The sequence below is a fragment of the Ruegeria sp. YTSC004 genome, from assembly GCF_059609805.1.
In genome coordinates this window covers 1-18,658 of record NZ_JBXWMJ010000020.1, presented here as the reverse complement: position 1 = coordinate 18,658, position 18,658 = coordinate 1, and the positions used below count along the sequence as shown (strand labels likewise).

Here is an 18,658-nt window from a genome sequence, read left to right as displayed (position 1 = left end):
CAGAACTGAGGAAATCGGTGCATCAGCTGAACTTGACCGTCAATGTCTTACCAGCGCTTTCGCAATCTCTCGCAGGTGTCTGTGCCCTGTTCCACAGCAACCGCCGAAAATGTCCATATGCGGGTAGCGTTCCGTCAGGCTGAACAGTTGTGAGCCAAGTTCGACAGGATCGCCATCCTCAATGTGGTGCAATTTGCACAGGGCCAGCTTCTCCATCTTCGACGCATTCGGGCGCACGCCGCGCAGCCGTTTGATCCAGTTTCCGTTCTCAAGGGCCGGTTCGTATTCAAGCGGGTGGGAACAATTGACAATGTAGTACTCCGGCGCCGCCTCTCCGGCCTGCATGTCGATTTCAACTATGGCCTCGGCAAGCGTGGGGCCTGATTTCAGCCTGCACGTACTGTCGAGCGTCAAAGAAACCGACAATGGCAGACCGATCCGTTCCGCCGCGCGTAGGGCACCAACAGATTCCTCGATATTGTTGAATGTCAGTGCGCTGACGAAATCCACATCTGCCCGCTTCAATGTCTCCAGTTGAACGGCGTGATACTCTTCGGCGGATTCGGCGGTGATTTCCTGATTGAGGCTATAGGCATCGCCGCGTGGCCCGAGAATTCCGCCAATCAGAAGGTTTGGAATATCACCTTCATACCCTTTTGAAATTTCGCGGAGAAGCTCAATTGCGGCAATATTTGCATCTGCCAAGCTTGACGCTGAATAGCCCAGTTTTGCACCCCAGTCCGGGCTGGCGCGATAGTCAAAGCCGGTCAGCAGAAACGACAAGCCAAATTCGGCAGCAACATCAAGCTGCTGAGAAATCACATCTCGCATTGCGGAAACAGCCCGAGGATTGTCCATAAGCGGTAGCATTGAAAACTCAGGCAATTCAAACCCATGGCGATACATGATTTCTGTTTCTGTACCGCCTTCGGTCAGAAAGAACTCGCCGGAACCCATTGGTGGAAGTGGGGATTGAACGGTCATATTAGACCTCCGGCTGAATGTTCTGGTTAAAGCGAAACCGGTTTTCAGGGTCATATTTGATCTTGATCTTGACCAACCGCTGATAATTCGCGCCAAACGTAGCCCGCGTCAACGCGTCCCCGTCCTCTCCATGGCCAGGAAAGTTCAGATAGGCCCGGCCGTGATGACCGTACGGTTCAGCGCTTTCCCAGCCCTGACGTGACCAGCCAATATTGGCCGCATCGTCACCCGGATCTGACCACACGCCATCCAGGGAATACATCCAGCCCATGGATCGGTCACCAAAGGCCGTTGCCTCTGCCGCGACTGCTGCCGTGGCACCACCAAAGTTCCACAAAGACGAGATCGAGTTGTCCGAAGGGGCAGCGGAAGCGTTCTTCATCGCCAGATCAATCATTTCATCCGACAATTCCGACAGGTAGCGCGCCTTCCAGTAGCACCGATATTCTCCGGCTGGCATCAGCGTGTCAAAGAGCTGTTGCACATCACAATAATTCATTCGGCTCGAGAAGTCGGTCACCATATTGCCGAGTTCACTAAGGGGTTGCAGCAACGCCTCTCCCTCGGCGGCATCTCCGTTGTAGACACAAGCCAAAGTATAGACGCGTTTTCCCCAGCTTTCCTCTGGGAAGTCTTCACCGCCCGCCGTTGAAAACTCGCACAGTGATCCAACTAGATCACCGTGTTTCGCCAGAAAGTCGCGCCATGCCCGGATGGGTCCAGGCCCGTCCTCAACAGCATAGATCGGGGCAGCAAACATGACTTCGGGGCCGATGGGATGCAGGGCAAAGTCAAACCGGACAACCACTCCAAAGTTGCCGCCACCGCCCTTGAGTGCCCAGAGCAGTTCAGGGTTTTCTTTTGCATTCGTGTGAACCAACTTACCATCGGCGGTCACCACATCTGCCGCAACAAGATTGTCAATCGACAACCCATGCTTGGCCCTCAGCCAGCCGATCCCACCTGACAGGGTCAATCCGGCAACACCGGTATCCGAGATCAGGCCACCGGGTGTTGCCAAACCATGGGCCTGGCTTGCTTCGTCCACGTCCCGCCAAAGCGCTCCGCCTTCCACCGATGCGGTGCGATTGTCGGCATCCACAGTCACGTTGCGCATCAGTCTGAGGTCGATCATCAGACCCTCGTCGCAAACTGCATGGCCCGCAACATTGTGGCCCCCCGCGCGAATAGAGATTGGAAGATCGTTGTTGCGCGCGTGATTAACAGCGGCGACAACGTCATCTGCATTCCGGCAGCGTACGATCATTGCAGGCTTCCGGTCGATCATCGCGTTCCACACGGCGCGCGTCTCATCAAACTCTGCCATGCCGGGCATCAATGTCTCAGCTTTGAGTCCGACAGGTGATAAATTCTGGTCTGTATCCATACTGTTCATAATGCAATTCCCTTTGTGATCTTCTGGGATGCTATGCCACTGGCGGCACCCACATCAGTGGCAAGATGGCCAAAGATGCGGCATACTGGACAAACGAATATGGCAAACTTGCCAAAACCGTGCCATTTCAGACAGGAGGGTTATATGGACACCGCCAAAAAACCGCTCATCGTGCTGCTCGCCGCCCCGGAAACATCCGCATCGGTCCTCTATGGGCTCTACGATGTCCTGATGTCAGCAGGTGCAGTTTATCCGGATATGGTGACCGGTGCCCCGGGTGATGAACTTCTGGATGTCCGCATCGTATCCGCAGATGGCAAGCCTTTTCACTGTATCGGCAATATCCCGGTGGAGCCACAAAGCTCCATTGGCGAAATTGACGATGCCGACGCTGTTGTGATCTGCGACCTGTACACATCGATTTATGATGTGCCCAAAGGTCGATATCCACGCGAAGTCGACTGGCTCAAGCGGATGCACCAGCAGGGGGCGTTACTGACATCGGTGTGTTCCGGCTCCTTGTTGCTCGCGGAGTCCGGGTTGCTGAATGGCCATCAGGCGACTGCACATTGGGCCTATCGCGATATGTTTCAGCGCCATTTTCCCAAGATTACATTTCGCAATGAAACAGTACTTTGCCTGGCAGCTGAGGCTGACCGGATCGTAACCGCAGGTGGGGTCACCGCCTGGCATGACCTCACGGTCTATCTGATTGCACGATATTGTGGTTACCAAACCGCGATTGAAACCGCCAAGGTCTTCCTGTTCAGTGGGCACGCCGAAGGTCAGTCACCCTATTCGGTGATGACCCGCCCGATGGAATCAAACGATGGTCCGATCTCTGATTGCCAGGTTTGGATCGCGGATCATTACGCCTCTGCCAAGCCGGTTGAGAAGATGGTTGAGCGGTCGGGGTTGAATGCACGGACCTTTTCGCGAAGATTTCGCATGGCGACGGGCTTTGCCCCGATCGAGTATGTTCAGGCGCTTCGCGTCGAAGAAGCCAAACAAATGCTGGAGACTGATGAGCTTTCAAATGACGATGTCGGAGCGGCTGTTGGATATGAGGATCCGGCATCCTTTCGGCGCGTATTCAAACGCGGTACCGGTTTGTCGCCGGCGGCATACAGGAAGAAATTCCAGCGTATCTCTCAAATCGCCCGTCCGCATTGAGTATTGCTTAAACCCGAAGTGAACCAAAGATCTTTCACACAAGTGCTACGAACTCACAGATAGTTTGCCGCTATGTAAGTCTGCAGTTTCAGATTTGGCGGGGCCCGCATGAATGACCCGTTGTCCTGCTGCGTCGCAGCGCACCAGTTTGTGCTACTTCGACATTTCTTATGATGCGAGCGTACGCAACGAGAATTCGACAGTTCCGTTGTGGGCTCACTCCTGCCATTCTCTGCGGAACGCTTCAACTGGTGGTAAGAGCCCTGACCGGCCTTTGCCCAGATTTCACGCATTTTCTAAAGCGGCATGATAATCCGGCCCAAACCGGACTTCCGGCAACCACTCTAGATGCTGCGGTCGCAGCCCGCCATTGCTGCCGTTCATGCACGACGCAGCATTCCTAAATGATCTGTTTTGTAGCTGGGGCAAAACAAACCTTGATGAGTTTTAACATGGAGGTACGATTGAACTGCGCCGATCTCTGTTGCTTAACGTCATGTCCACGCCCGAACTGGGTGGTATCAATCCGGTCTCAAACCCTCTATGGCTGCCTGAAACCAAGTGAGGACACCCAATGCCTAAATCCAAAAAGCCCAAGGCAAAGCGCCCGGGTGCAAACCCTGTCAAGAAGCCTGCTTGGCATCAAGCGCTCAACGGCACTGCCGGACGACATGGGGAGAGGCCAACTAAGACTGGCAAAAAGGCACAGAATAAATCGGCATAGGCCGACTGCAATTTTACAGTGACTTGGTGAGATAGCCGCATTGGGCATCTTGGCAACTGCGAAACAGGAGTTGCGCCGGTGGTAGAGCCAGAAACATTTGCGTTCCTTGCGGATCTCGGAATGAACAACCGCAAAGCCTGGATGGACGAGCACCGCGAAGAACGCGACGACGCCTTGCGCAATTTCGCTGGTATCGCAATGACACTGCACGACTATGCTGATCGCTTTGATCCTTTCGTCGCTGAGGCGGGGATCAAACCAAAGCGAAGCTACACCAAGTTCTTTCAGGAGCCGCGAGACCGCATCGGGCGTGCACTATACCGCTCGGACGTGGATGTTTTTGCCAATGCTGGTAATCCCGCAGAGGACTTCGGATACTACCTCCACATCGAGCCAGGGAATTGCCACGCGGGTGCAGCATTATTCCAACCATCCAAGGCCGCGCTCGCTCGTTTGCGGATGCGTTTGGTCGATGATCCGAACGGCATGAGTGCCATCTTGGCTGGCCCTGAGTTCAAAAAGACTTTCCCAGACGGAATTGTCACGCGAAAGGCGTTGGGCACTGTGCCGGAAGGCTTTGCAAGTAGCGACCCCGCCGCACCCTATTTGAAAATGGCTGGCCTGGGATGCCGCAAAGATTTGCCGGACGCTCTGCTGCTTGAAGACGAGGTAATCGATCTGCTGGTCGTGATCTTTCGGGCCGCCAGCCCGCTGGTGCGCTACTTCGACTGAGCCACATCAGAAAATTTGTGCGAGCGGAGTTGTTTTCGTGTGATAACACTACATCCTTGAATACCGACAGCGATCTCGATCCAAATAGCCCGTTGATACGTAAAACCCCCGATGCCATCGGACAACGGGGGCTGTTTTTCAGCGTCGGGAAATGACCTATGTCACCCTTCGCGTTCCATCTTCTTACGTGCCAGCTTACGGGCGCGGCGGATCGCTTCAGCTTTCTGGCGTGCGTTTTTCTCGGACGGCTTCTCGAAATGTTGCTTGAGCTTCATTTCACGGAAAACGCCTTCCTTCTGGAGCTTTTTCTTAAGAACCCGAAGGGCCTGATCGACATTGTTGTCGCGAACACTAACCTGCATGTGGTTTACACCACCTTTCTAGTCTGAAGTTTGCAATGATTTGCAGGAATAGGCCAAATAGCAATCTTGTCCTGGATTGTACAGCATAACGGGTGCAGGTTGGGTTGAGGGTAATCGTCATGCTCATGGCATCTGTCATTCAGACTTGATGGTATCAAGTTTGCACACGGCCCATTTCCCTGTTTGGAACCATTGCGCAATTCAGCACGGTCACGGATGTCACGCTGGACGATTTGAAGATTGAGCTGTTTTTTCCGGCCGACGACCAAAGTGCCAAATTTCTGCGTGATCTTGCCCACGTGGCTGCCAATTAGATGGTGGTTTGACTAGAGCCCACCACGTCCCGGCGAACCCCGTTCATTCCTGACCTTGGAAGGGTTCCTGCCATTGCGGCCCATAAGAGACATTCGGCACCCTGCTGGCATTCTGCGGTCGCAGCCCACATTCCGGTCATTCGCTGCAAGTGCAAATTTTGGCGCTGCTCGAACTCACACATTGCGGACAAAAGTAGCTTTCGCTGCGCTTGCACCAATGACCGTTTTTTCTGGTATTCATGGCCCAGTTTCTTTGCAAAACCCACGTCCAAAATATCTAAAACTCATCAAATTCCGGGACGTTGCCAAGCCTAATGAGGAAACTTGGCGACCCGACTTCGCCACTGTTCGGATCTTCACTGACCATGTAGGCATCGGCGCCAGCGCAATCGTCGGATTGCGCTTCTCTTTCTGCTCTGTTTTGTGCTTCCGCTGCCGTGGAGTATTCAAATTGCTTGCCAATTTTCAAGCTTCCTTGCCCTCCGCGTCCTGGCTTCCGTTCCACATATGTTTGACAGATGTAGTGAACTTTTTCTGAGCTCTCATCTGAGAGTGTCATGGCAATATCCTTGAAACGAGTACGGGCGCTACTGATGCATGAGATAAACAGTGCTCGCTAGCCACTTTGTTTGTGTTTCGCTCAATCAAGTCGCGCGGAGAGGAGGGCCAACGATCCTGTCACCGCTTTTTGGCGGGCTTCGGCGGACAGGCTTCAGATGGAGTCGTCGCATCCCTTTCGAGCCGAGTTTTGCGAAGCCGAGCGTTCTTGATCTGTCTTTGCTCTGCTTCTTCGTTGACCATTTCCCTAACGACCCGCGTTGTTTTGTCCATCGGCGTTTCCGCCTTGGGAACGTGTGCATTGAAGGCAGTTGTTTTTTTCTGCTTTGCCAATGGTTACTCTCCTATCCGTTTTCAACGGCGCATTTGTCAGTTGAGTATTTCAAATTGATGCCAGGTGATTGCCTGGTCCTTGAGGGACACGCGCGTGTCGTAAAGGACTGCGATGGAGCAGCTTTGTCTGAACGTCAGGAGCGGACATAGCTTTCATCAACGCACTATAGTTCATTTGGAATCTCATTTCCGATCCTACGTTTTGTGTCGAATGGGGTGTGCCGATGACAAGATGGTCGCTTGTTGCACCGATGAGTCTGTTTCTGGGAGGCATAGAAAGCCCCAAAACGTCCGTATCTTGCTGACCAATGGCGAGAACTAATTGTGTGCTCTGTCTACTTTTTGGAACAAGGTGAAGTCTTTTGAATACCGGGTCGCAGATGCTCTGAGGGTAAGATGAAGGTTTGGACCCTGTTTCAATGACCTCGGCGACAAGCGTAAAGGCATCCGTATACATCCCGCCTATCTGATCTCCGGAAACCGGATCAACGCCCAGAAGTATTGCTTCCCCCAGCCTTAAATCGTTGATGCGACCAGCTGGGTGCCCACTGAAGGCCCAAGGAAGGTTGGCCGAGTTACCGCCAGATACCGTCTGAAGGAAGGGGCCACACTGCCCCTCTGTGTCATTCGCCAAGACAGACAAGGCGTCCATGTCTGCTGCATTCGGGGCAATTCCACTCAGGCATGCGAAGTTCGCTCCGATGCCATTTAGCGCGACACCCGGCATATCCACCACTTGCTGCGCAATTGCGCCGAGGTACTTTGGCATGATCCCTTCGCGCAGATCGCCCATCTCAACCATCAGGATAATGCCGTGAATGCAGTCCTTCCGGATCGCGGCGGCGGCTAGAGCGGTAATCACGAGGATTTCTGTGTTGTAGCTTGCCTCACAGTACTGGACGACCTGATCGACCTGGCTCAGCATTGGTGTACGGATCAAGGTGATCGGGCATGTCATGCCCGCATTGCGTAACTTCCGAACGTTGCTAAGACGCGCTTCTGCAAGTCCCACAGCGCCACCGTCCAGCATGGCCCGAGCGATGGTTGGATGCCCGCACACCGCTTTGGTCACACCGGTGACGCTGATGCCGCGTGTCTTGAGGCGCCCGATCACAGTCTTTGCATTGTGGCGTATCTTGCTCAGATGCACCTCAATGCGGGGTGTACTCATATCGCAGCCACAGGCGTGGGTTGATGCAACCCAGGATAGGCGGCGACAACCATTGCAAGCAAATGCGATGCCGGCCGGCTGAGCACATCCGTTACGGGTAACCTGAGCATTTGTGACTGTGCGGCGATAGTGTCGGTAATCTCGGCCTCAGACATCCCCTCGTGATTGAGCGTGACGCCGATGACTTTTGTGTCAGCAAACGCTTCGATGAGGGCAATCTCACTTGCAGGCTTGGGCATTGGCATATTGGGAAAATCACAGCGATGCGCGCGCTTTGGAGCGTGTTGAAGGATCACGGCGTCCGGCTGGCTGCCCCGCAGGATAAAGGCGGATGTGCAGAACGCCGGATGGCTCAACGCTCCTTGACCTTCAATCAAAATGACATCGGGTTGTTCAGCCTCGGAAGCGTCAACAATCGCACCTTCAAGCTCGCCGCAACAGAACTGCGGCGGCACGGCATCCATTGCCACTCCATATTTTGCGCCCTGCATCAAACCCGTCTGGCCCGTACCAACAAGAACAGTCTTGATGCCCCTTGCGTTCAAGGCGCGGGCCAATACGGTTGCTGTTGTCCGTTTTCCAATGGCGCAATCGGTTCCAAGAACCGCTATGCGCAGTGCCTTCACTCCTGCAATACTTCCGTCGAACAGGCGCATATCCTTGCTGGGTTTAGGTTTTCGAATATCTCGAATGGTGACTTTGCGTTCGACTGCAAAAGACCCGATTTCGAGATCATCGCTCAAATACTCATGCAATCCACTGACGATGTTCATACCAAGTGAAATCGCATCGAGAACAACGTCGCGATCTGTCGATGAGAGTCTCCCCGTAGATGGTGCCATTCCGTAAATGAGGGTATCTGGGATGACGGTTTCATGGGCGACAGCAGCGTCCAAACTTCTAAAGACCGGAATGTGGTTTACTGCATCGTCAAGAATCTGCCCGCTGTCTTCGCCGTCGTGGTTGCTATCGATGACAGACAGGATCCTGTAGGCCTCTGAATGACGAACAAGGCCATTAGCAGTTTTGCCATCAATGTTGGCGAAGTTACCTTGGCAATAGACAATCGCAGTTGGTGGCGAGACGATCTTAGTGGTAGAGATTGATCTTATGGGTTCATCGCTGGTCAATGGCGGCGCTTGTGCACCGCTGACGGGACGACGGATAGTGTTAGCCGCGCTAAAGTCGGTTTTCATGATGTTTCCTTTTTGTGGTCGACACCGAAGGCAACGCTGCCGTCACCATTGGGTAATGAAGTCGAGAATATCGTGCCGCACGCTCAGTTATCGAGAATGCAAAGTCCCTTAGATAACTTGAAATTCTTGTTGCAGTCCCACCGGTTTCCGGACCTGTCGAGATGGGCATTCGCAGGAAGGTCTATTACGTCACAGCTCGCACCTGAGGCAGCGTATCCCCGCTCGCACTTCCATCCCGTTCCGTAACTTGCATCGTCAAAGAAGGCATGTTCAGGGATCACAACGGGCGCGCACGACCCATCTTGTGCAAAGTACCCACGTTCGCATGTCCAGGGTCGACCGTATCCTGATGAATTCAGATACGCGTTGGCCGGGACTTCAATAGCGACGCAAAGGTCGTCCGATGCTTCGAACCCCCGTTTGCATTTCCACGCTGGCCCATAGGTAGTAGCTGCCAGGTAAGCGTTTGCGGGTACGACAATTTCTTGGCATGTGTCGTCGATTTTGAGAAAACCGCGAGAGCAATGCCAGCGCTCACCTGATGGATCAAGAAACCCGCCATCAGGTACAATCACCGCAACACAGGCCGTGTCATCCTTCTTGCGAAACCCATGAAGACATTCCCAACCAGAGCCATAGGTGCGGTTGGTCGGATACGCATTTGCTGGCACTATGACAACGGCGCAGACATCGCCACTCAGCCTATACCCGGCGTTACATTTCCAGCCGTCACCGTAGCTCTTTGCAGTGGCATTTTCAGGCACAGGTTGCGATGTGGATTGAGCATATGCAGGCGTTGAAAACAGAAGCAGAGCACAGATTGGGAGCACAATCAGAGCCGCAATCATCTGAATGCCTGGTGACGGATGCGCTCCCCAGATCGCCTGACAGAGTTGCGGCATTGCCTTTGAGTTATGATCCATCCAGCTCAAGCCCCGCGATACAGGCATCTGCAAGGTCACGGCTTGGCGTTTCCGACCCCGGCAACGTAGCCCAACCCGTATCCATCATAGCCTTGCGGCGACTGAAGCCAGAGGCCTCTTGGAGGGTTACGATTATTTCTTCGCGCTTGGGGTCAGCAGCTGACCTGTTCAGGCAAACCGGCACCATCGCGAGCGTCACTTCTTCGCTTGCATGGTCCTTCGCCAATTCTTGAGCGCCACCGCTGGTTGTCCACCCGCCCCAGGTAAAGCCAAGGATTGAGACCGCAATCGCACCACACAAAGCACCGTAGATGCCTGGTTTCGTCCATTCTGGAAATGTCATTTTAGATCCTCTGGCGGAGAAAGCGCCGCCTCGCTGTTTTGTGTCTTTTTGCGCAACCTTGATCTCGAGCCCGCGCCATACCCAGGGCGTGATGACCGATAGGCGCAGTTCGGGCTGCTGGAATTTCAATTGATCAACAGTTGCGTTGTGGTTCTTTGGCAAGCCTTCGGTGCGTCTGATCACCACAAACGGATCGACAAACGTCACAAGCGATGTGGTTGTGCGCGAAAACATCGGCAACCTTCCCAAACATCAGATCCAAGTAGAGGACGTGACAGCTGAATTTTCATGATGGAAGAACTTAGTTCACTCTAGCAGGCGATACGCCCAGGCCGCAGAAAACCAGAACTTTAGTGGACTTAACATAACCACTTGGCGACGGTATTACAACGTTCATCGGCCTAACACTTTTTCCAAGTCCCAGGATGCCGATGAAAGAAATTGTTTCAATCTGGCATTCGCCTTGTGTATCGGCAAATTCGTGACCACTTATGTAGCCTCATTAGCATGCCACTCTGAAGCCGACATTCGCTGCATCACAAAGAACAGGTAATGAGGGCTCTGACCGATCTCCACCGTCTAAAGGCCGTTCGAGCACTTAGTGAGGATACAATCGAAGCATACCTCGTGCGCGCCAGACTACATTGAAAGTTATGCAGTTTTGGCGTGCGATAACGCCTCAGAAAATGTCAGCAGGCGTTGACGGCTTTCGTCCCAAAGGTGCAGCCGCGCACAGTGCAGGCTTTCATAGAGCGTAATGCGCTGACAATCGGCGAGTTCACCGTGATCGCGCAGCACTTCATCAAGTCTGTAAAAAGGTATCCGGCTGGCCATGTGATGAACATGGTGCACACCTATATTCGCAGTGAACCAGCGTAGAGGACCAGGTAGCGCATAGTGAGAGCTGCCATAGAATGCTGCATGCTGTAGTTTCCACTGCTCTTCGTGTTCCCAGGTTGTGTGCTCGAATTGATGCTGGATGTAGAAAAGCCAGACACCGATTGAAGCAGCTAAAATCATTGTGGGGAGAAACACAAACAACAGTGCATCCACACCTCCGACCCAATAGACTCCACCCAAAACAGTAGCTATCACAACGTTTGTCGCCATTGCGCTTAGCCAATACTGCCAGCCAGCATGCATTAATCCGACGGGCAGCCGATATAGGATAAAAAACGTATAGATTGGGACGACGCCAAACATGAACAATGGGTGTCGAACCAATCGATACAAGGCGCGTCCGATCCACTTCCGGTTCACATATTCGTCGACAGTCAAGGTCGGTAAGTCTCCGATACCGCGCCGATCCAGATTACCGGTTGAAGAATGGTGAATTGCATGGGTTTGGCGCCAGACATCATATGGTGTGAGCGCCAGAACACCCAGAAACCGGCCTGTCCAATTGCAAAGTACACGGCTTTTGAAAAACGCCCCATGACCGCAATCGTGCATGATTATGAACAAGCGGACCAGGAAGGCGGCATTCAATATTGCCAGCGAAGTGGAGATCCAGACGCTAATGGACAATGCATGCCACGCAGCGACCCATAACACAACAAAAGGTATAACAGTGATTGTCAATTCGAAGACACTGCGTCCGGTGTTCGGTGCGCGGTATTGCGCGAGAACTCTAGTCCAATCCTGAGGTTGCAACCTGGTGGCCCTCCGATCTCTCATCGGACTTAAATGTCCAAACGGGCACCCATAAGGGTGCCCATAAAACGTTTAGGCCAGCGCCAAGTTAGCGGCGTTATCGCGCCCGTCACGACCAGATTCCAAATCAAAAGTGACCTTCTGGCCATCTTGAAGTTCACTGATGCCGGACCGCTCAAGCGCCGAAATATGTACGAATACGTCGTTCTTGCCATTTTCCGGTTCAATGAAGCCGAAACCTTTGGTTGAGTTGAACCATTTCACGGTGCCATTTGCCATGGTGTAAGTCTCCTAATATCAGCGGCCCGCACTATTGCGACGGCTCGGCGTGGTCGGTCTGAATCGAAAGACTGAACGCCGATTTTGGGAGACAGCAGGTCGAAAAAGAAAAACGTTAGCCCAGTATAGATGGGCTGCTGGGGAGCATCAAACAAGCCTTGATCCCCCGAAGAGTTGCACGATCTTGAAAAGATTAAGCTAACCGATGGGCTGGTACGGAAAATCAGGGTGAAGAGGTCTTATACACCAATAACATCGCCTGAAATATGATCAAGCTTGGGCGGTTGCACTGTTGTCAGAAATTAACGACGCCGAGCTAACCCAGGTCTAACCGACACACCGTTTCGCCAAGCGTTCAGTCCTTTGCAGCGCCGACAAATCCGCTCCCCAAATGGGCTCTCTACCGACATCGGAGGCGTCACAGCATTCCCAACCAAGACACCAATTTGCCGGTCATGGACGGCCCATAGCTGCCGCCGGTCAGCCGACCTAAATGCTGCATCGCAGCCCATCAAACCGGCCATTCGCTGCGCGGGCGAGATCCGTGCGTTGTGATAGGTAGGCACCGCGGACGAAGGGGGCTTTCGCATTATCTCGGACAACGACGCCAGGCAGCCCTAAAAACAATCAAGGGATCTATCACGACCGGCCGCCAGAGCGGCGACCTTGACTGACGCCTTCCGGCACGGCCGCGCGCCAAGCAGAGGTGGCCTTGCAGCGGGAACAGATGCGTTCGCCAAAACCTTCGCTCCAGAAAGAGGATTTGCAGCGCAAGCAGAACCGTTCCTTTGGCGCATCTGCAAGCGCACGCTTTGGCGGGTCCGAGACGATGAATTCCTTCTTCTTTTGCATCAGTTCCTCGCGTTTCGTTGATTCAGGCATTCGCTTCTTCAACTTCATTCGGGCATAGGCGAAGTGGGCTGTTGGCATGGCATCCCTTCATTTTCGGCGTTCTGAATTTCAGAGCTGTCCTGCGAAAAAACTTGCGGGGTATCGTCTTTGGGACTTTGGTCAACGAGATCGATATTCTCCCGCGTTGTCCGCGATCCCGAGTAAAGATGGCGCAATTGGGCCTCGGATACCCCGTCGGCCTGCATCACAAGCTGCACCATTGGGTCTGCCAGCATTTCTTCCAGAAAAACATCAGACAGCTCTCTTCCTGAAAGCTTGTCCTTCGCGCGGGCATTGTCGAGATCAATCAATGAAACGGTTAGGCTCCGGGTTAATCCCGGATGGGAAATGCGTGGATGCAGGTGGACAACAACCGAGGCCTTCCAAGCTTCCGGGTCTTGGTGATCCGGAGGCGAGGTGAGTTCGGTCTCGATTTCATACTCGCCGGCGGGGAGCGTTTCTGCGAAACCGGGCACTGTGAATGGCCAGTCGAAAACTGCGATGGTCTTGCTGAATTGGTCATCCATTGCGGTGGTCCTTTCGATTAAGGGCCAGGTAGGGCTCGCCAGCCCGTTCCGGCGCGACTCTCGGGGTTTTTCGAGATTGGCTGAACCGGCCTTTGCCGCCCTGATTGTCGGTTTCCTTATTCGACGGTTCAGCAGGACGGCAGACCTAATAGCCAGGTCATTGAAAGACATGATCCCAATCGATTTCGGATTTTCCACTGAGACCTCGGTGCGTCGGTCAGACCCGAAAATTCGCACGTAGCCTATCAGTATATGGGGTTTGAAGGGCCGATTTACTACGGCGCGTTGCCAAGCAAATCAGCACATGACGCTCGGTATCGGACCGCGGAGCGCTATTTGAGAAGTTACAACAACTTCAAATTTAGGCAGGCTTCGCTATCCCCGTTAGTTTTGGCAAGTTTTCCTTGCATAGTCGAATTCTCGCGACATCCGGCGCGTTTATTGCCCCCAATAAGAGCGTTGTAGTTCATGCCTATTTTCATTTCGCGCCTGACGGGCCCGGTGAGTTTGGCTGAGCCAGTGTGATCGCTTGTTGCGCCGCGGTAGATTGTACCTGAGGGAAATTTCAGACTGCTTGCATCGGCATCCCACTTTCTAACACCAAGGGTCGAACAGGTTCCTTGGTCGCCTTCCAGTTGCAATCCAAACATCCCACTTACCGTAGCAAACCAGTGTGAATTGACAAGGGCGGCCTTGACGCAATCATATTAAGATGCATCAAGGTTCAGCCCTTCTATGCACGCTTTGGCGAGATCGCGGTTCGGAGAATCGGAACCAGGCATGGTTGCCCAACCCGCATCCATCACGGCGTCGCGTCGCTTGTACGACGTGGCAGCCTGGATCGTTGCGAGCTTTGCTAAACGCTGATTATCCGTGCGGGACATGTCGTGGCAAATTGGCACGAGCGCCGCGATCACCTGGTCCCGCGCCATTTCGCTTGCCAACTTGTTCGCGCTTCCGCCAGTCATCCAGCCGCCCCAAGAAAATCCAACAACGCCGACAAACACCGCGCCGAGCAGCGCGCCATACATACCAGGTTTCAGCCATTCAGGATTGGTCATATCAAGTCCTCCAGCGGAGAAAGCGCCGCTTCGCTATGTTGAATTGTTTCACAACGGGCCTAGTCGCAGGCAATGGCGTGCTCCAGATCCTTTTGTGTTGTCATGTGCATCGTTGTTTGACCGACATGACTCCCTCGACCTCTGACCATCAGGTAGGTCGCGGTGCGTCGGTAAGCCTCAAAGCTGACGCCTTGCAGCAACTCCTCCTCGAAGAGAATTTCATACGCACCAGCCGGAAACACGATGTCGCTGTTTCCCAACCTGAAGGCATTGGTGAACGTCACCATTGATCTGATCGAACGCGTGAGCATCCCATACCTCCGTTGAATTGATCGCTGGATTTCCGGCACCGACCATGGTCGGCCGCATCAGTCCAGATGCCCCGTCAAGTCACAGCACTTAGGGCTATATTATTCCCAACCCACGGGCTTTATGCTGATCGAAGTTAGTACCCATCAGATTCTTTACTGTCAGGATGTGTGCAACAGCCTCACTCCCGACAATCGGGGCTAGAAGGTGGCGCATCCAGGCAGATGCAAGTCTTTGCGCCTTGCAGCAATCAAGCAATATTGAATGCGGTATACAACGCGTTGGTCGGTATCTTTGTCCCAACGATTTTTGTCGAGCGCCGCTCCCCCAGTCCGAAAGGAAAAATCATGTCTGTATCAGATGTTCTTCGCCCGGATGGCTCCGACTACGACCCTTTCCTGCTTGCAGAAGTGGGTGAAGACAAAACCGGTGCAACAGTCACGGTTTTGTCAGCCCTTGCGCGTCTCGGGCTCGAGCCTTGGACCGAGGCTCGTGAGCTTACACTTCTGGGCCGAGATGCAGCGCATGCCCGGCTGAAAGCGCATCTTTCAACAGTCAGAGATGTACCCACGCTTAATCATGCGAGCGGTAGTGTGGCGACAAAGTTGGTGGCCTTGTTACCTAAGCGCGTGTCGCATCGCGTTTCGAAACTGCCAGAGACAATAAAGTATAACGGCCCCAGGATCCCGATTTATTGGATGCTGATTGCACTCATGGGCGCTCTGATGTTTGCGCGGATCTTTTATCTGGCTCAAGCGGGCTAACCTGCGTCAGTACGAAGGCGCTCTGAAACCCGCTAGGTGACATGTGTCCGCTGTGTATTTGGTTGGCATTTTTTTTGAGTACCTGAGGGGCGCGGGGAACATGTAGCTCACCAAAAGGGCTGTATGAGTCTCGTGCTTCTTATTCTCGGACGGTCAGGAAAGGACATTCCAATGAATGATGAAGACCAGAGTCAGGAAAACCTCACCGTCAAGCACATGGCCTCCGTCAAGGCCGCCTGGGACAAAGCGCCTGAAGGCCCCAAAAAGGCGACGGCATTGAAACACTATCAGGCCGCTGAAAGTGCCCACGAAGCAGAAAATGACGAAGAGGCTCACAAGGAACTCAAGGAAGCCAGTAGGGCGCTGATGTAACGTCACGCGTTGGAGATGTAGGCAGGATCGTCCAAAACCAGATTGTGGACCCAATCAGGCCAGAAGCGGCCGCTTCTGATCCAGATACGCTGGATCGAAATCCGCCAGTTTAACCAGACCCTCATAGTTATTGAACGTCACAGACCCATCCCGAAATGTAACCAACTCGTCCTCCCTGAGTTTGCGCAGGACGCGGTTGACGTGAATGGCGCTCAATCCCAGTGCATCGGCAAGATGGTACTGTGTGAGCGGGCAGGCATAGCCTTTCTTGCTGCCCATCCCCACAAGCGACAGCCTGACTCCAAGTTCCAGTAGGAAATGTGCCATGCGCGCATCCGCATCACGCCGCCCAAGCCCGACAAGATGTTCGACAACCATCGCTTCGTCGCGTGACACGGCCCATAAAATTGCAGTGGCAAGCCGAGGTGTCTCTGCGAATGCTTGCAAAAGATCGCTCACCAGAACTTCGGCGGCTTCGATATCAACAATCGGCTCAATGCCATGGTCTGACGTGTGCAACAAAACGCTGCGCAGCCCAAGGAAATCCCCTGGAATCTGGAAATCGACGATTTGGCGTGATCCGTCAGGCTGAATCTTATATGAAACAACCCAGCCGGCGGCGAGGATATAGGCAGCCTGTTCCGATTGTCCCTGATGAACAAGATCTCGGCCAGCCTCAAAGGTTCTCCTCCGCTGGTGCAATTGTTCCAAAACGGCCAGTTCAGCCTCTGCCAAGGCAACAAATGCCGAGAGTTTCTGTGTTAGCGGGCTGGTATTGGTGTTCATCGTTGGATTTCCCCGAGCCTGCAAAGACTCTACGAAGAAATTGGTGTTGAGGCTACTTTCGATCAGTCCAAAACACCAAGACTCATGTGACAATAGAAAAACCATCACTACCTCGCCAGATTGCGAAACCAGTGACCTTAAAAGGAATGACCCCAATGTCAGACCACCATGATCCCGCAGGCATGGCTGCACTCTCGATCTGCGAGGCTCTTCTACTTGCCTTAAACGATCTCAATCTTCTTCAGGAACGTGAGATCGTCGGGGTTTTGCGCGATGCCGCGGTGACCCACGAGTGTGCCAATGGTTCGGAATTAGAGCAAGAAACCCATTCGGCAGTCGCCAAATTGATCAACGAGATTATCGTCAGCGGTAACTTCTCGCGCCGATCTTAGATCACGCGGCCGGGTACTTGGACGTCCTGTTGTTCGTGTTTCTGCCGACGATGCTCCTCGCTGCAATTGCTGGCATGTGGTTTTCTTACGTGCAGCACCAGTTCGAGGAAACCAGATGGCAGCGGGAACATGATTGGAGCATTCAGGATGCGGCGCTTTAAGGCAGTTCAAACTAAGCACTGCCCGGAATGCTGAGCTGGATCACCGGGAATGTCGGAGTTCACCGTGTTCATCATCTGGCCAGCCGTATCCCGTTCTATCGTCTTCCCGAGGTCCTTCGAGGTCATGACGTCCTTGCCAACACCCGGCGCATCACTCTCCGCGATAGCTTGCGCTGCACAAGCCTCGCGCTCTGGGACGAAACCGAACGCGTCGTTATAGTGAGTTAGGAACAATCCGGGAATGGATCAGAAACTTCGGAAACCAAATTGCGAAGCATGCCAGAGCGGCGCTCCAATGGCCTTCGGATACCATGGCCCGGAGTTGCGGCCATTGCCCATGTCTCCATCCCTTCCTGACGACGCGAATCCTGCACGCTCCTCCTTGGTTGCAATCTTCGTCCTGCGACTATGAAAATTACTTTTTCTTATTCCCGATCTTGACCGGCCTCTGACCCTTTGAGAAATCGGCCGTCGCCACAATTTTTTCCTTTGCTTTCTTTGGCTTTTTAACTTCGCGGTTGCCGCGCCTCTTGTCACCTTTTGACATCTGAATCCCTTTCAGGTTGGTTTCTCTCAATACGTTTGCATGTCACAGACCGACCGACTGCATTGTGGTGGTCCCGTAGTTGGGTCAAAAGACCTGCGTCACGCCCTCAAGGGTTCCAAATCTGATGCAGTCCCGGACCTGTAGGGTTTTTGTGCGACCATCGCCTCGGTTGTGATCAGCAGGCTTGCAATCGACGCCGCATCTTCCAGAGCAATCCGGACAACTTTGGTGGGGTCAATGATCCCCACTGTCAGCATGTCGACATAAGTTTCCGTTTGAGCGTCGAACCCGAAGGATGTGTTTTCGCTTTCGATGATCTTTGCCGCGACGACCGATCCGTCCACGCCGGCATTTTCGACAATCTGGCGCAGCGGCGCCTGGATCGATCGGCGGACGATCCTGATGCCGGCATTCTGGTCGGAGTTGGCGCCCTTTAGGGTTGCAAGCGCTTTGCTCGCATGCACCAGCGCAACACCACCGCCTGGAACAACACCTTCCTGAACTGCCGCGCGAGTGGCGTTCAACGCGTCGTCAACCCGGTCTTTGCGTTCCGTTACCTCAATCTCCGTGGCCCCTCCGACCCGGATGATGGCGACCCCGCCTGCCAGTTTAGCAAGACGTTTCTGCAGCGGTTCTGTTGCAATCTTTTGACTATTGACGCGCTTGAATGCAGACGGTGAATGATAGCCGGTGTATTCAGTCGAGAA

23 protein-coding genes are annotated in these 18,658 nt (G+C 53.6%); 5 read left to right on the top strand and 18 right to left on the bottom strand.

What is annotated here, in order from left to right:
- Positions 1-39 precede the first annotated feature (39 nt).
- A complete protein-coding gene (locus tag AC2FFP_RS21925; protein WP_372574881.1) occupies positions 40-984 on the bottom strand; it encodes a homocysteine S-methyltransferase family protein in 945 nt (314 codons plus the stop codon).
- Position 985: 1 nt separating this feature from the next.
- On the bottom strand, positions 986-2,380 hold the full coding sequence (locus AC2FFP_RS21920) for an FAD-binding oxidoreductase (RefSeq protein ID WP_496737744.1): 1,395 nt from the start codon (positions 2,378-2,380) through the stop codon (positions 986-988).
- Between the two features lie 144 nt (positions 2,381-2,524).
- Between AC2FFP_RS21920 and AC2FFP_RS21915 the strand changes: the two genes are divergently transcribed.
- Both AC2FFP_RS21915 and AC2FFP_RS21910 read left to right on the top strand, forming a co-directional pair.
- The gene (locus AC2FFP_RS21915) at positions 2,525-3,553 is read left to right on the top strand and encodes a GlxA family transcriptional regulator (RefSeq protein WP_372574879.1); all 1,029 of its coding nucleotides are present in this window, start codon (positions 2,525-2,527) and stop codon (positions 3,551-3,553) included.
- A gap of 802 nt (positions 3,554-4,355) precedes the next feature.
- The gene (locus tag AC2FFP_RS21910; RefSeq protein WP_496737745.1) at positions 4,356-5,009 is read left to right on the top strand and encodes a DUF2461 domain-containing protein; all 654 of its coding nucleotides are present in this window, start codon (positions 4,356-4,358) and stop codon (positions 5,007-5,009) included.
- A gap of 161 nt (positions 5,010-5,170) precedes the next feature.
- Here AC2FFP_RS21910 and rpsU read toward each other — a convergent pair whose 3' ends face one another.
- The 13 genes from rpsU to AC2FFP_RS21845 form a co-directional block, all read right to left on the bottom strand.
- Positions 5,171-5,371, bottom strand: coding sequence for a 30S ribosomal protein S21 (gene rpsU / locus AC2FFP_RS21905; protein WP_496737746.1), 201 nt, complete (start codon positions 5,369-5,371; stop codon positions 5,171-5,173).
- A 591-nt stretch (positions 5,372-5,962) separates the two neighbouring features.
- The gene (locus tag AC2FFP_RS21900; protein WP_282154323.1) at positions 5,963-6,244 is read right to left on the bottom strand and encodes a hypothetical protein; all 282 of its coding nucleotides are present in this window, start codon (positions 6,242-6,244) and stop codon (positions 5,963-5,965) included.
- 119 nt (positions 6,245-6,363) lie between these two features.
- Positions 6,364-6,576 (bottom strand): hypothetical protein, encoded by a 213-nt coding sequence (locus AC2FFP_RS21895; protein ID WP_496770083.1) that lies wholly within the window; start codon positions 6,574-6,576, stop codon positions 6,364-6,366.
- A gap of 49 nt (positions 6,577-6,625) precedes the next feature.
- Positions 6,626-7,747: an alanine/ornithine racemase family PLP-dependent enzyme gene (locus tag AC2FFP_RS21890; RefSeq protein WP_496770086.1), complete on the bottom strand. Its 1,122-nt coding sequence runs from the start codon at positions 7,745-7,747 to the stop codon at positions 6,626-6,628.
- Positions 7,744-8,943, bottom strand: a complete 1,200-nt coding sequence (locus AC2FFP_RS21885; RefSeq protein ID WP_496881508.1) for an N-acetyltransferase DgcN family protein — start codon at positions 8,941-8,943, stop codon at positions 7,744-7,746. Before AC2FFP_RS21885 ends, AC2FFP_RS21890 begins: the two co-directional genes overlap by 4 nt.
- A gap of 912 nt (positions 8,944-9,855) precedes the next feature.
- Positions 9,856-10,443, bottom strand: coding sequence for a hypothetical protein (locus AC2FFP_RS21880; protein ID WP_496770090.1), 588 nt, complete (start codon positions 10,441-10,443; stop codon positions 9,856-9,858).
- Positions 10,444-10,860: 417 nt separating this feature from the next.
- The gene (locus AC2FFP_RS21875; protein ID WP_496770093.1) at positions 10,861-11,862 is read right to left on the bottom strand and encodes a fatty acid desaturase; all 1,002 of its coding nucleotides are present in this window, start codon (positions 11,860-11,862) and stop codon (positions 10,861-10,863) included.
- A gap of 72 nt (positions 11,863-11,934) precedes the next feature.
- A complete protein-coding gene (locus AC2FFP_RS21870) occupies positions 11,935-12,141 on the bottom strand; it encodes a cold-shock protein (RefSeq protein WP_496770095.1) in 207 nt (68 codons plus the stop codon).
- Between the two features lie 639 nt (positions 12,142-12,780).
- Positions 12,781-13,023 (bottom strand): hypothetical protein, encoded by a 243-nt coding sequence (locus tag AC2FFP_RS21865; protein WP_299664525.1) that lies wholly within the window; start codon positions 13,021-13,023, stop codon positions 12,781-12,783.
- 14 nt (positions 13,024-13,037) lie between these two features.
- Entirely contained in the window at positions 13,038-13,559 is a 522-nt protein-coding gene (locus tag AC2FFP_RS21860) for a hypothetical protein (RefSeq protein WP_496881507.1), read from the bottom strand.
- Positions 13,560-13,903: 344 nt separating this feature from the next.
- Positions 13,904-14,209 (bottom strand): hypothetical protein, encoded by a 306-nt coding sequence (locus tag AC2FFP_RS21855; protein WP_496780897.1) that lies wholly within the window; start codon positions 14,207-14,209, stop codon positions 13,904-13,906.
- Positions 14,210-14,266: 57 nt separating this feature from the next.
- Positions 14,267-14,620 (bottom strand): hypothetical protein, encoded by a 354-nt coding sequence (locus AC2FFP_RS21850; RefSeq protein WP_176865328.1) that lies wholly within the window; start codon positions 14,618-14,620, stop codon positions 14,267-14,269.
- A gap of 59 nt (positions 14,621-14,679) precedes the next feature.
- Complete coding sequence (locus AC2FFP_RS21845; RefSeq protein WP_299893153.1) at positions 14,680-14,931, bottom strand: hypothetical protein; 252 nt, start codon at positions 14,929-14,931, stop codon at positions 14,680-14,682.
- Between the two features lie 222 nt (positions 14,932-15,153).
- Between AC2FFP_RS21845 and AC2FFP_RS21840 the strand changes: the two genes are divergently transcribed.
- Positions 15,154-15,693: a hypothetical protein gene (locus AC2FFP_RS21840; protein WP_496881506.1), complete on the top strand. Its 540-nt coding sequence runs from the start codon at positions 15,154-15,156 to the stop codon at positions 15,691-15,693.
- Positions 15,694-15,864: 171 nt separating this feature from the next.
- A complete protein-coding gene (locus tag AC2FFP_RS21835) occupies positions 15,865-16,065 on the top strand; it encodes a hypothetical protein (protein ID WP_496881505.1) in 201 nt (66 codons plus the stop codon).
- 54 nt (positions 16,066-16,119) lie between these two features.
- On the opposite strand, the gene AC2FFP_RS21830 is transcribed toward AC2FFP_RS21835, so the two are convergent.
- Positions 16,120-16,851, bottom strand: a complete 732-nt coding sequence (locus AC2FFP_RS21830) for a Crp/Fnr family transcriptional regulator (protein ID WP_496881504.1) — start codon at positions 16,849-16,851, stop codon at positions 16,120-16,122.
- Positions 16,852-17,006: 155 nt separating this feature from the next.
- Between AC2FFP_RS21830 and AC2FFP_RS21825 the strand changes: the two genes are divergently transcribed.
- A complete protein-coding gene (locus AC2FFP_RS21825) occupies positions 17,007-17,243 on the top strand; it encodes a hypothetical protein (protein WP_496881503.1) in 237 nt (78 codons plus the stop codon).
- Between the two features lie 167 nt (positions 17,244-17,410).
- Here AC2FFP_RS21825 and AC2FFP_RS21820 read toward each other — a convergent pair whose 3' ends face one another.
- Both AC2FFP_RS21820 and AC2FFP_RS21815 read right to left on the bottom strand, forming a co-directional pair.
- Positions 17,411-17,638: a hypothetical protein gene (locus AC2FFP_RS21820; protein ID WP_496881502.1), complete on the bottom strand. Its 228-nt coding sequence runs from the start codon at positions 17,636-17,638 to the stop codon at positions 17,411-17,413.
- A gap of 411 nt (positions 17,639-18,049) precedes the next feature.
- Positions 18,050-18,658: TCP-1/cpn60 chaperonin family protein (locus AC2FFP_RS21815; protein ID WP_496881501.1), on the bottom strand; the 609-nt coding region annotated here is incomplete at its 5' end.

Bases quoted from the DNA above. Each gene is read 5' to 3' on its own strand.
- AC2FFP_RS21880 (WP_496770090.1), bottom strand. From the start codon at position 10,443: ATGTTTTCGCGCACAACCACATCGCTTGTGACGTTTGTCGATCCGTTT.
- AC2FFP_RS21870 (WP_496770095.1), bottom strand. From the start codon at position 12,141: ATGGCAAATGGCACCGTGAAATGGTTCAACTCAACCAAAGGTTTCGGC.
- AC2FFP_RS21925 (WP_372574881.1), bottom strand. From the start codon at position 984: ATGACCGTTCAATCCCCACTTCCACCAATGGGTTCCGGCGAGTTCTTT.
- rpsU (WP_496737746.1), bottom strand. From the start codon at position 5,371: ATGCAGGTTAGTGTTCGCGACAACAATGTCGATCAGGCCCTTCGGGTT.
- AC2FFP_RS21885 (WP_496881508.1), bottom strand. From the start codon at position 8,943: ATGAAAACCGACTTTAGCGCGGCTAACACTATCCGTCGTCCCGTCAGC.
- AC2FFP_RS21830 (WP_496881504.1), bottom strand. From the start codon at position 16,851: ATGAACACCAATACCAGCCCGCTAACACAGAAACTCTCGGCATTTGTT.
- AC2FFP_RS21855 (WP_496780897.1), bottom strand. From the start codon at position 14,209: ATGTTTGGATTGCAACTGGAAGGCGACCAAGGAACCTGTTCGACCCTT.
- AC2FFP_RS21860 (WP_496881507.1), bottom strand. From the start codon at position 13,559: ATGGATGACCAATTCAGCAAGACCATCGCAGTTTTCGACTGGCCATTC.
- AC2FFP_RS21920 (WP_496737744.1), bottom strand. From the start codon at position 2,380: ATGAACAGTATGGATACAGACCAGAATTTATCACCTGTCGGACTCAAA.
- AC2FFP_RS21865 (WP_299664525.1), bottom strand. From the start codon at position 13,023: ATGCCTGAATCAACGAAACGCGAGGAACTGATGCAAAAGAAGAAGGAA.
- AC2FFP_RS21825 (WP_496881503.1), top strand. From the start codon at position 17,007: ATGTCAGACCACCATGATCCCGCAGGCATGGCTGCACTCTCGATCTGC.
- AC2FFP_RS21845 (WP_299893153.1), bottom strand. From the start codon at position 14,931: ATGCTCACGCGTTCGATCAGATCAATGGTGACGTTCACCAATGCCTTC.
- AC2FFP_RS21835 (WP_496881505.1), top strand. From the start codon at position 15,865: ATGAATGATGAAGACCAGAGTCAGGAAAACCTCACCGTCAAGCACATG.
- AC2FFP_RS21890 (WP_496770086.1), bottom strand. From the start codon at position 7,747: ATGAGTACACCCCGCATTGAGGTGCATCTGAGCAAGATACGCCACAAT.
- AC2FFP_RS21840 (WP_496881506.1), top strand. From the start codon at position 15,154: ATGCAAGTCTTTGCGCCTTGCAGCAATCAAGCAATATTGAATGCGGTA.
- AC2FFP_RS21850 (WP_176865328.1), bottom strand. From the start codon at position 14,620: ATGACCAATCCTGAATGGCTGAAACCTGGTATGTATGGCGCGCTGCTC.
- AC2FFP_RS21900 (WP_282154323.1), bottom strand. From the start codon at position 6,244: ATGACACTCTCAGATGAGAGCTCAGAAAAAGTTCACTACATCTGTCAA.
- AC2FFP_RS21915 (WP_372574879.1), top strand. From the start codon at position 2,525: ATGGACACCGCCAAAAAACCGCTCATCGTGCTGCTCGCCGCCCCGGAA.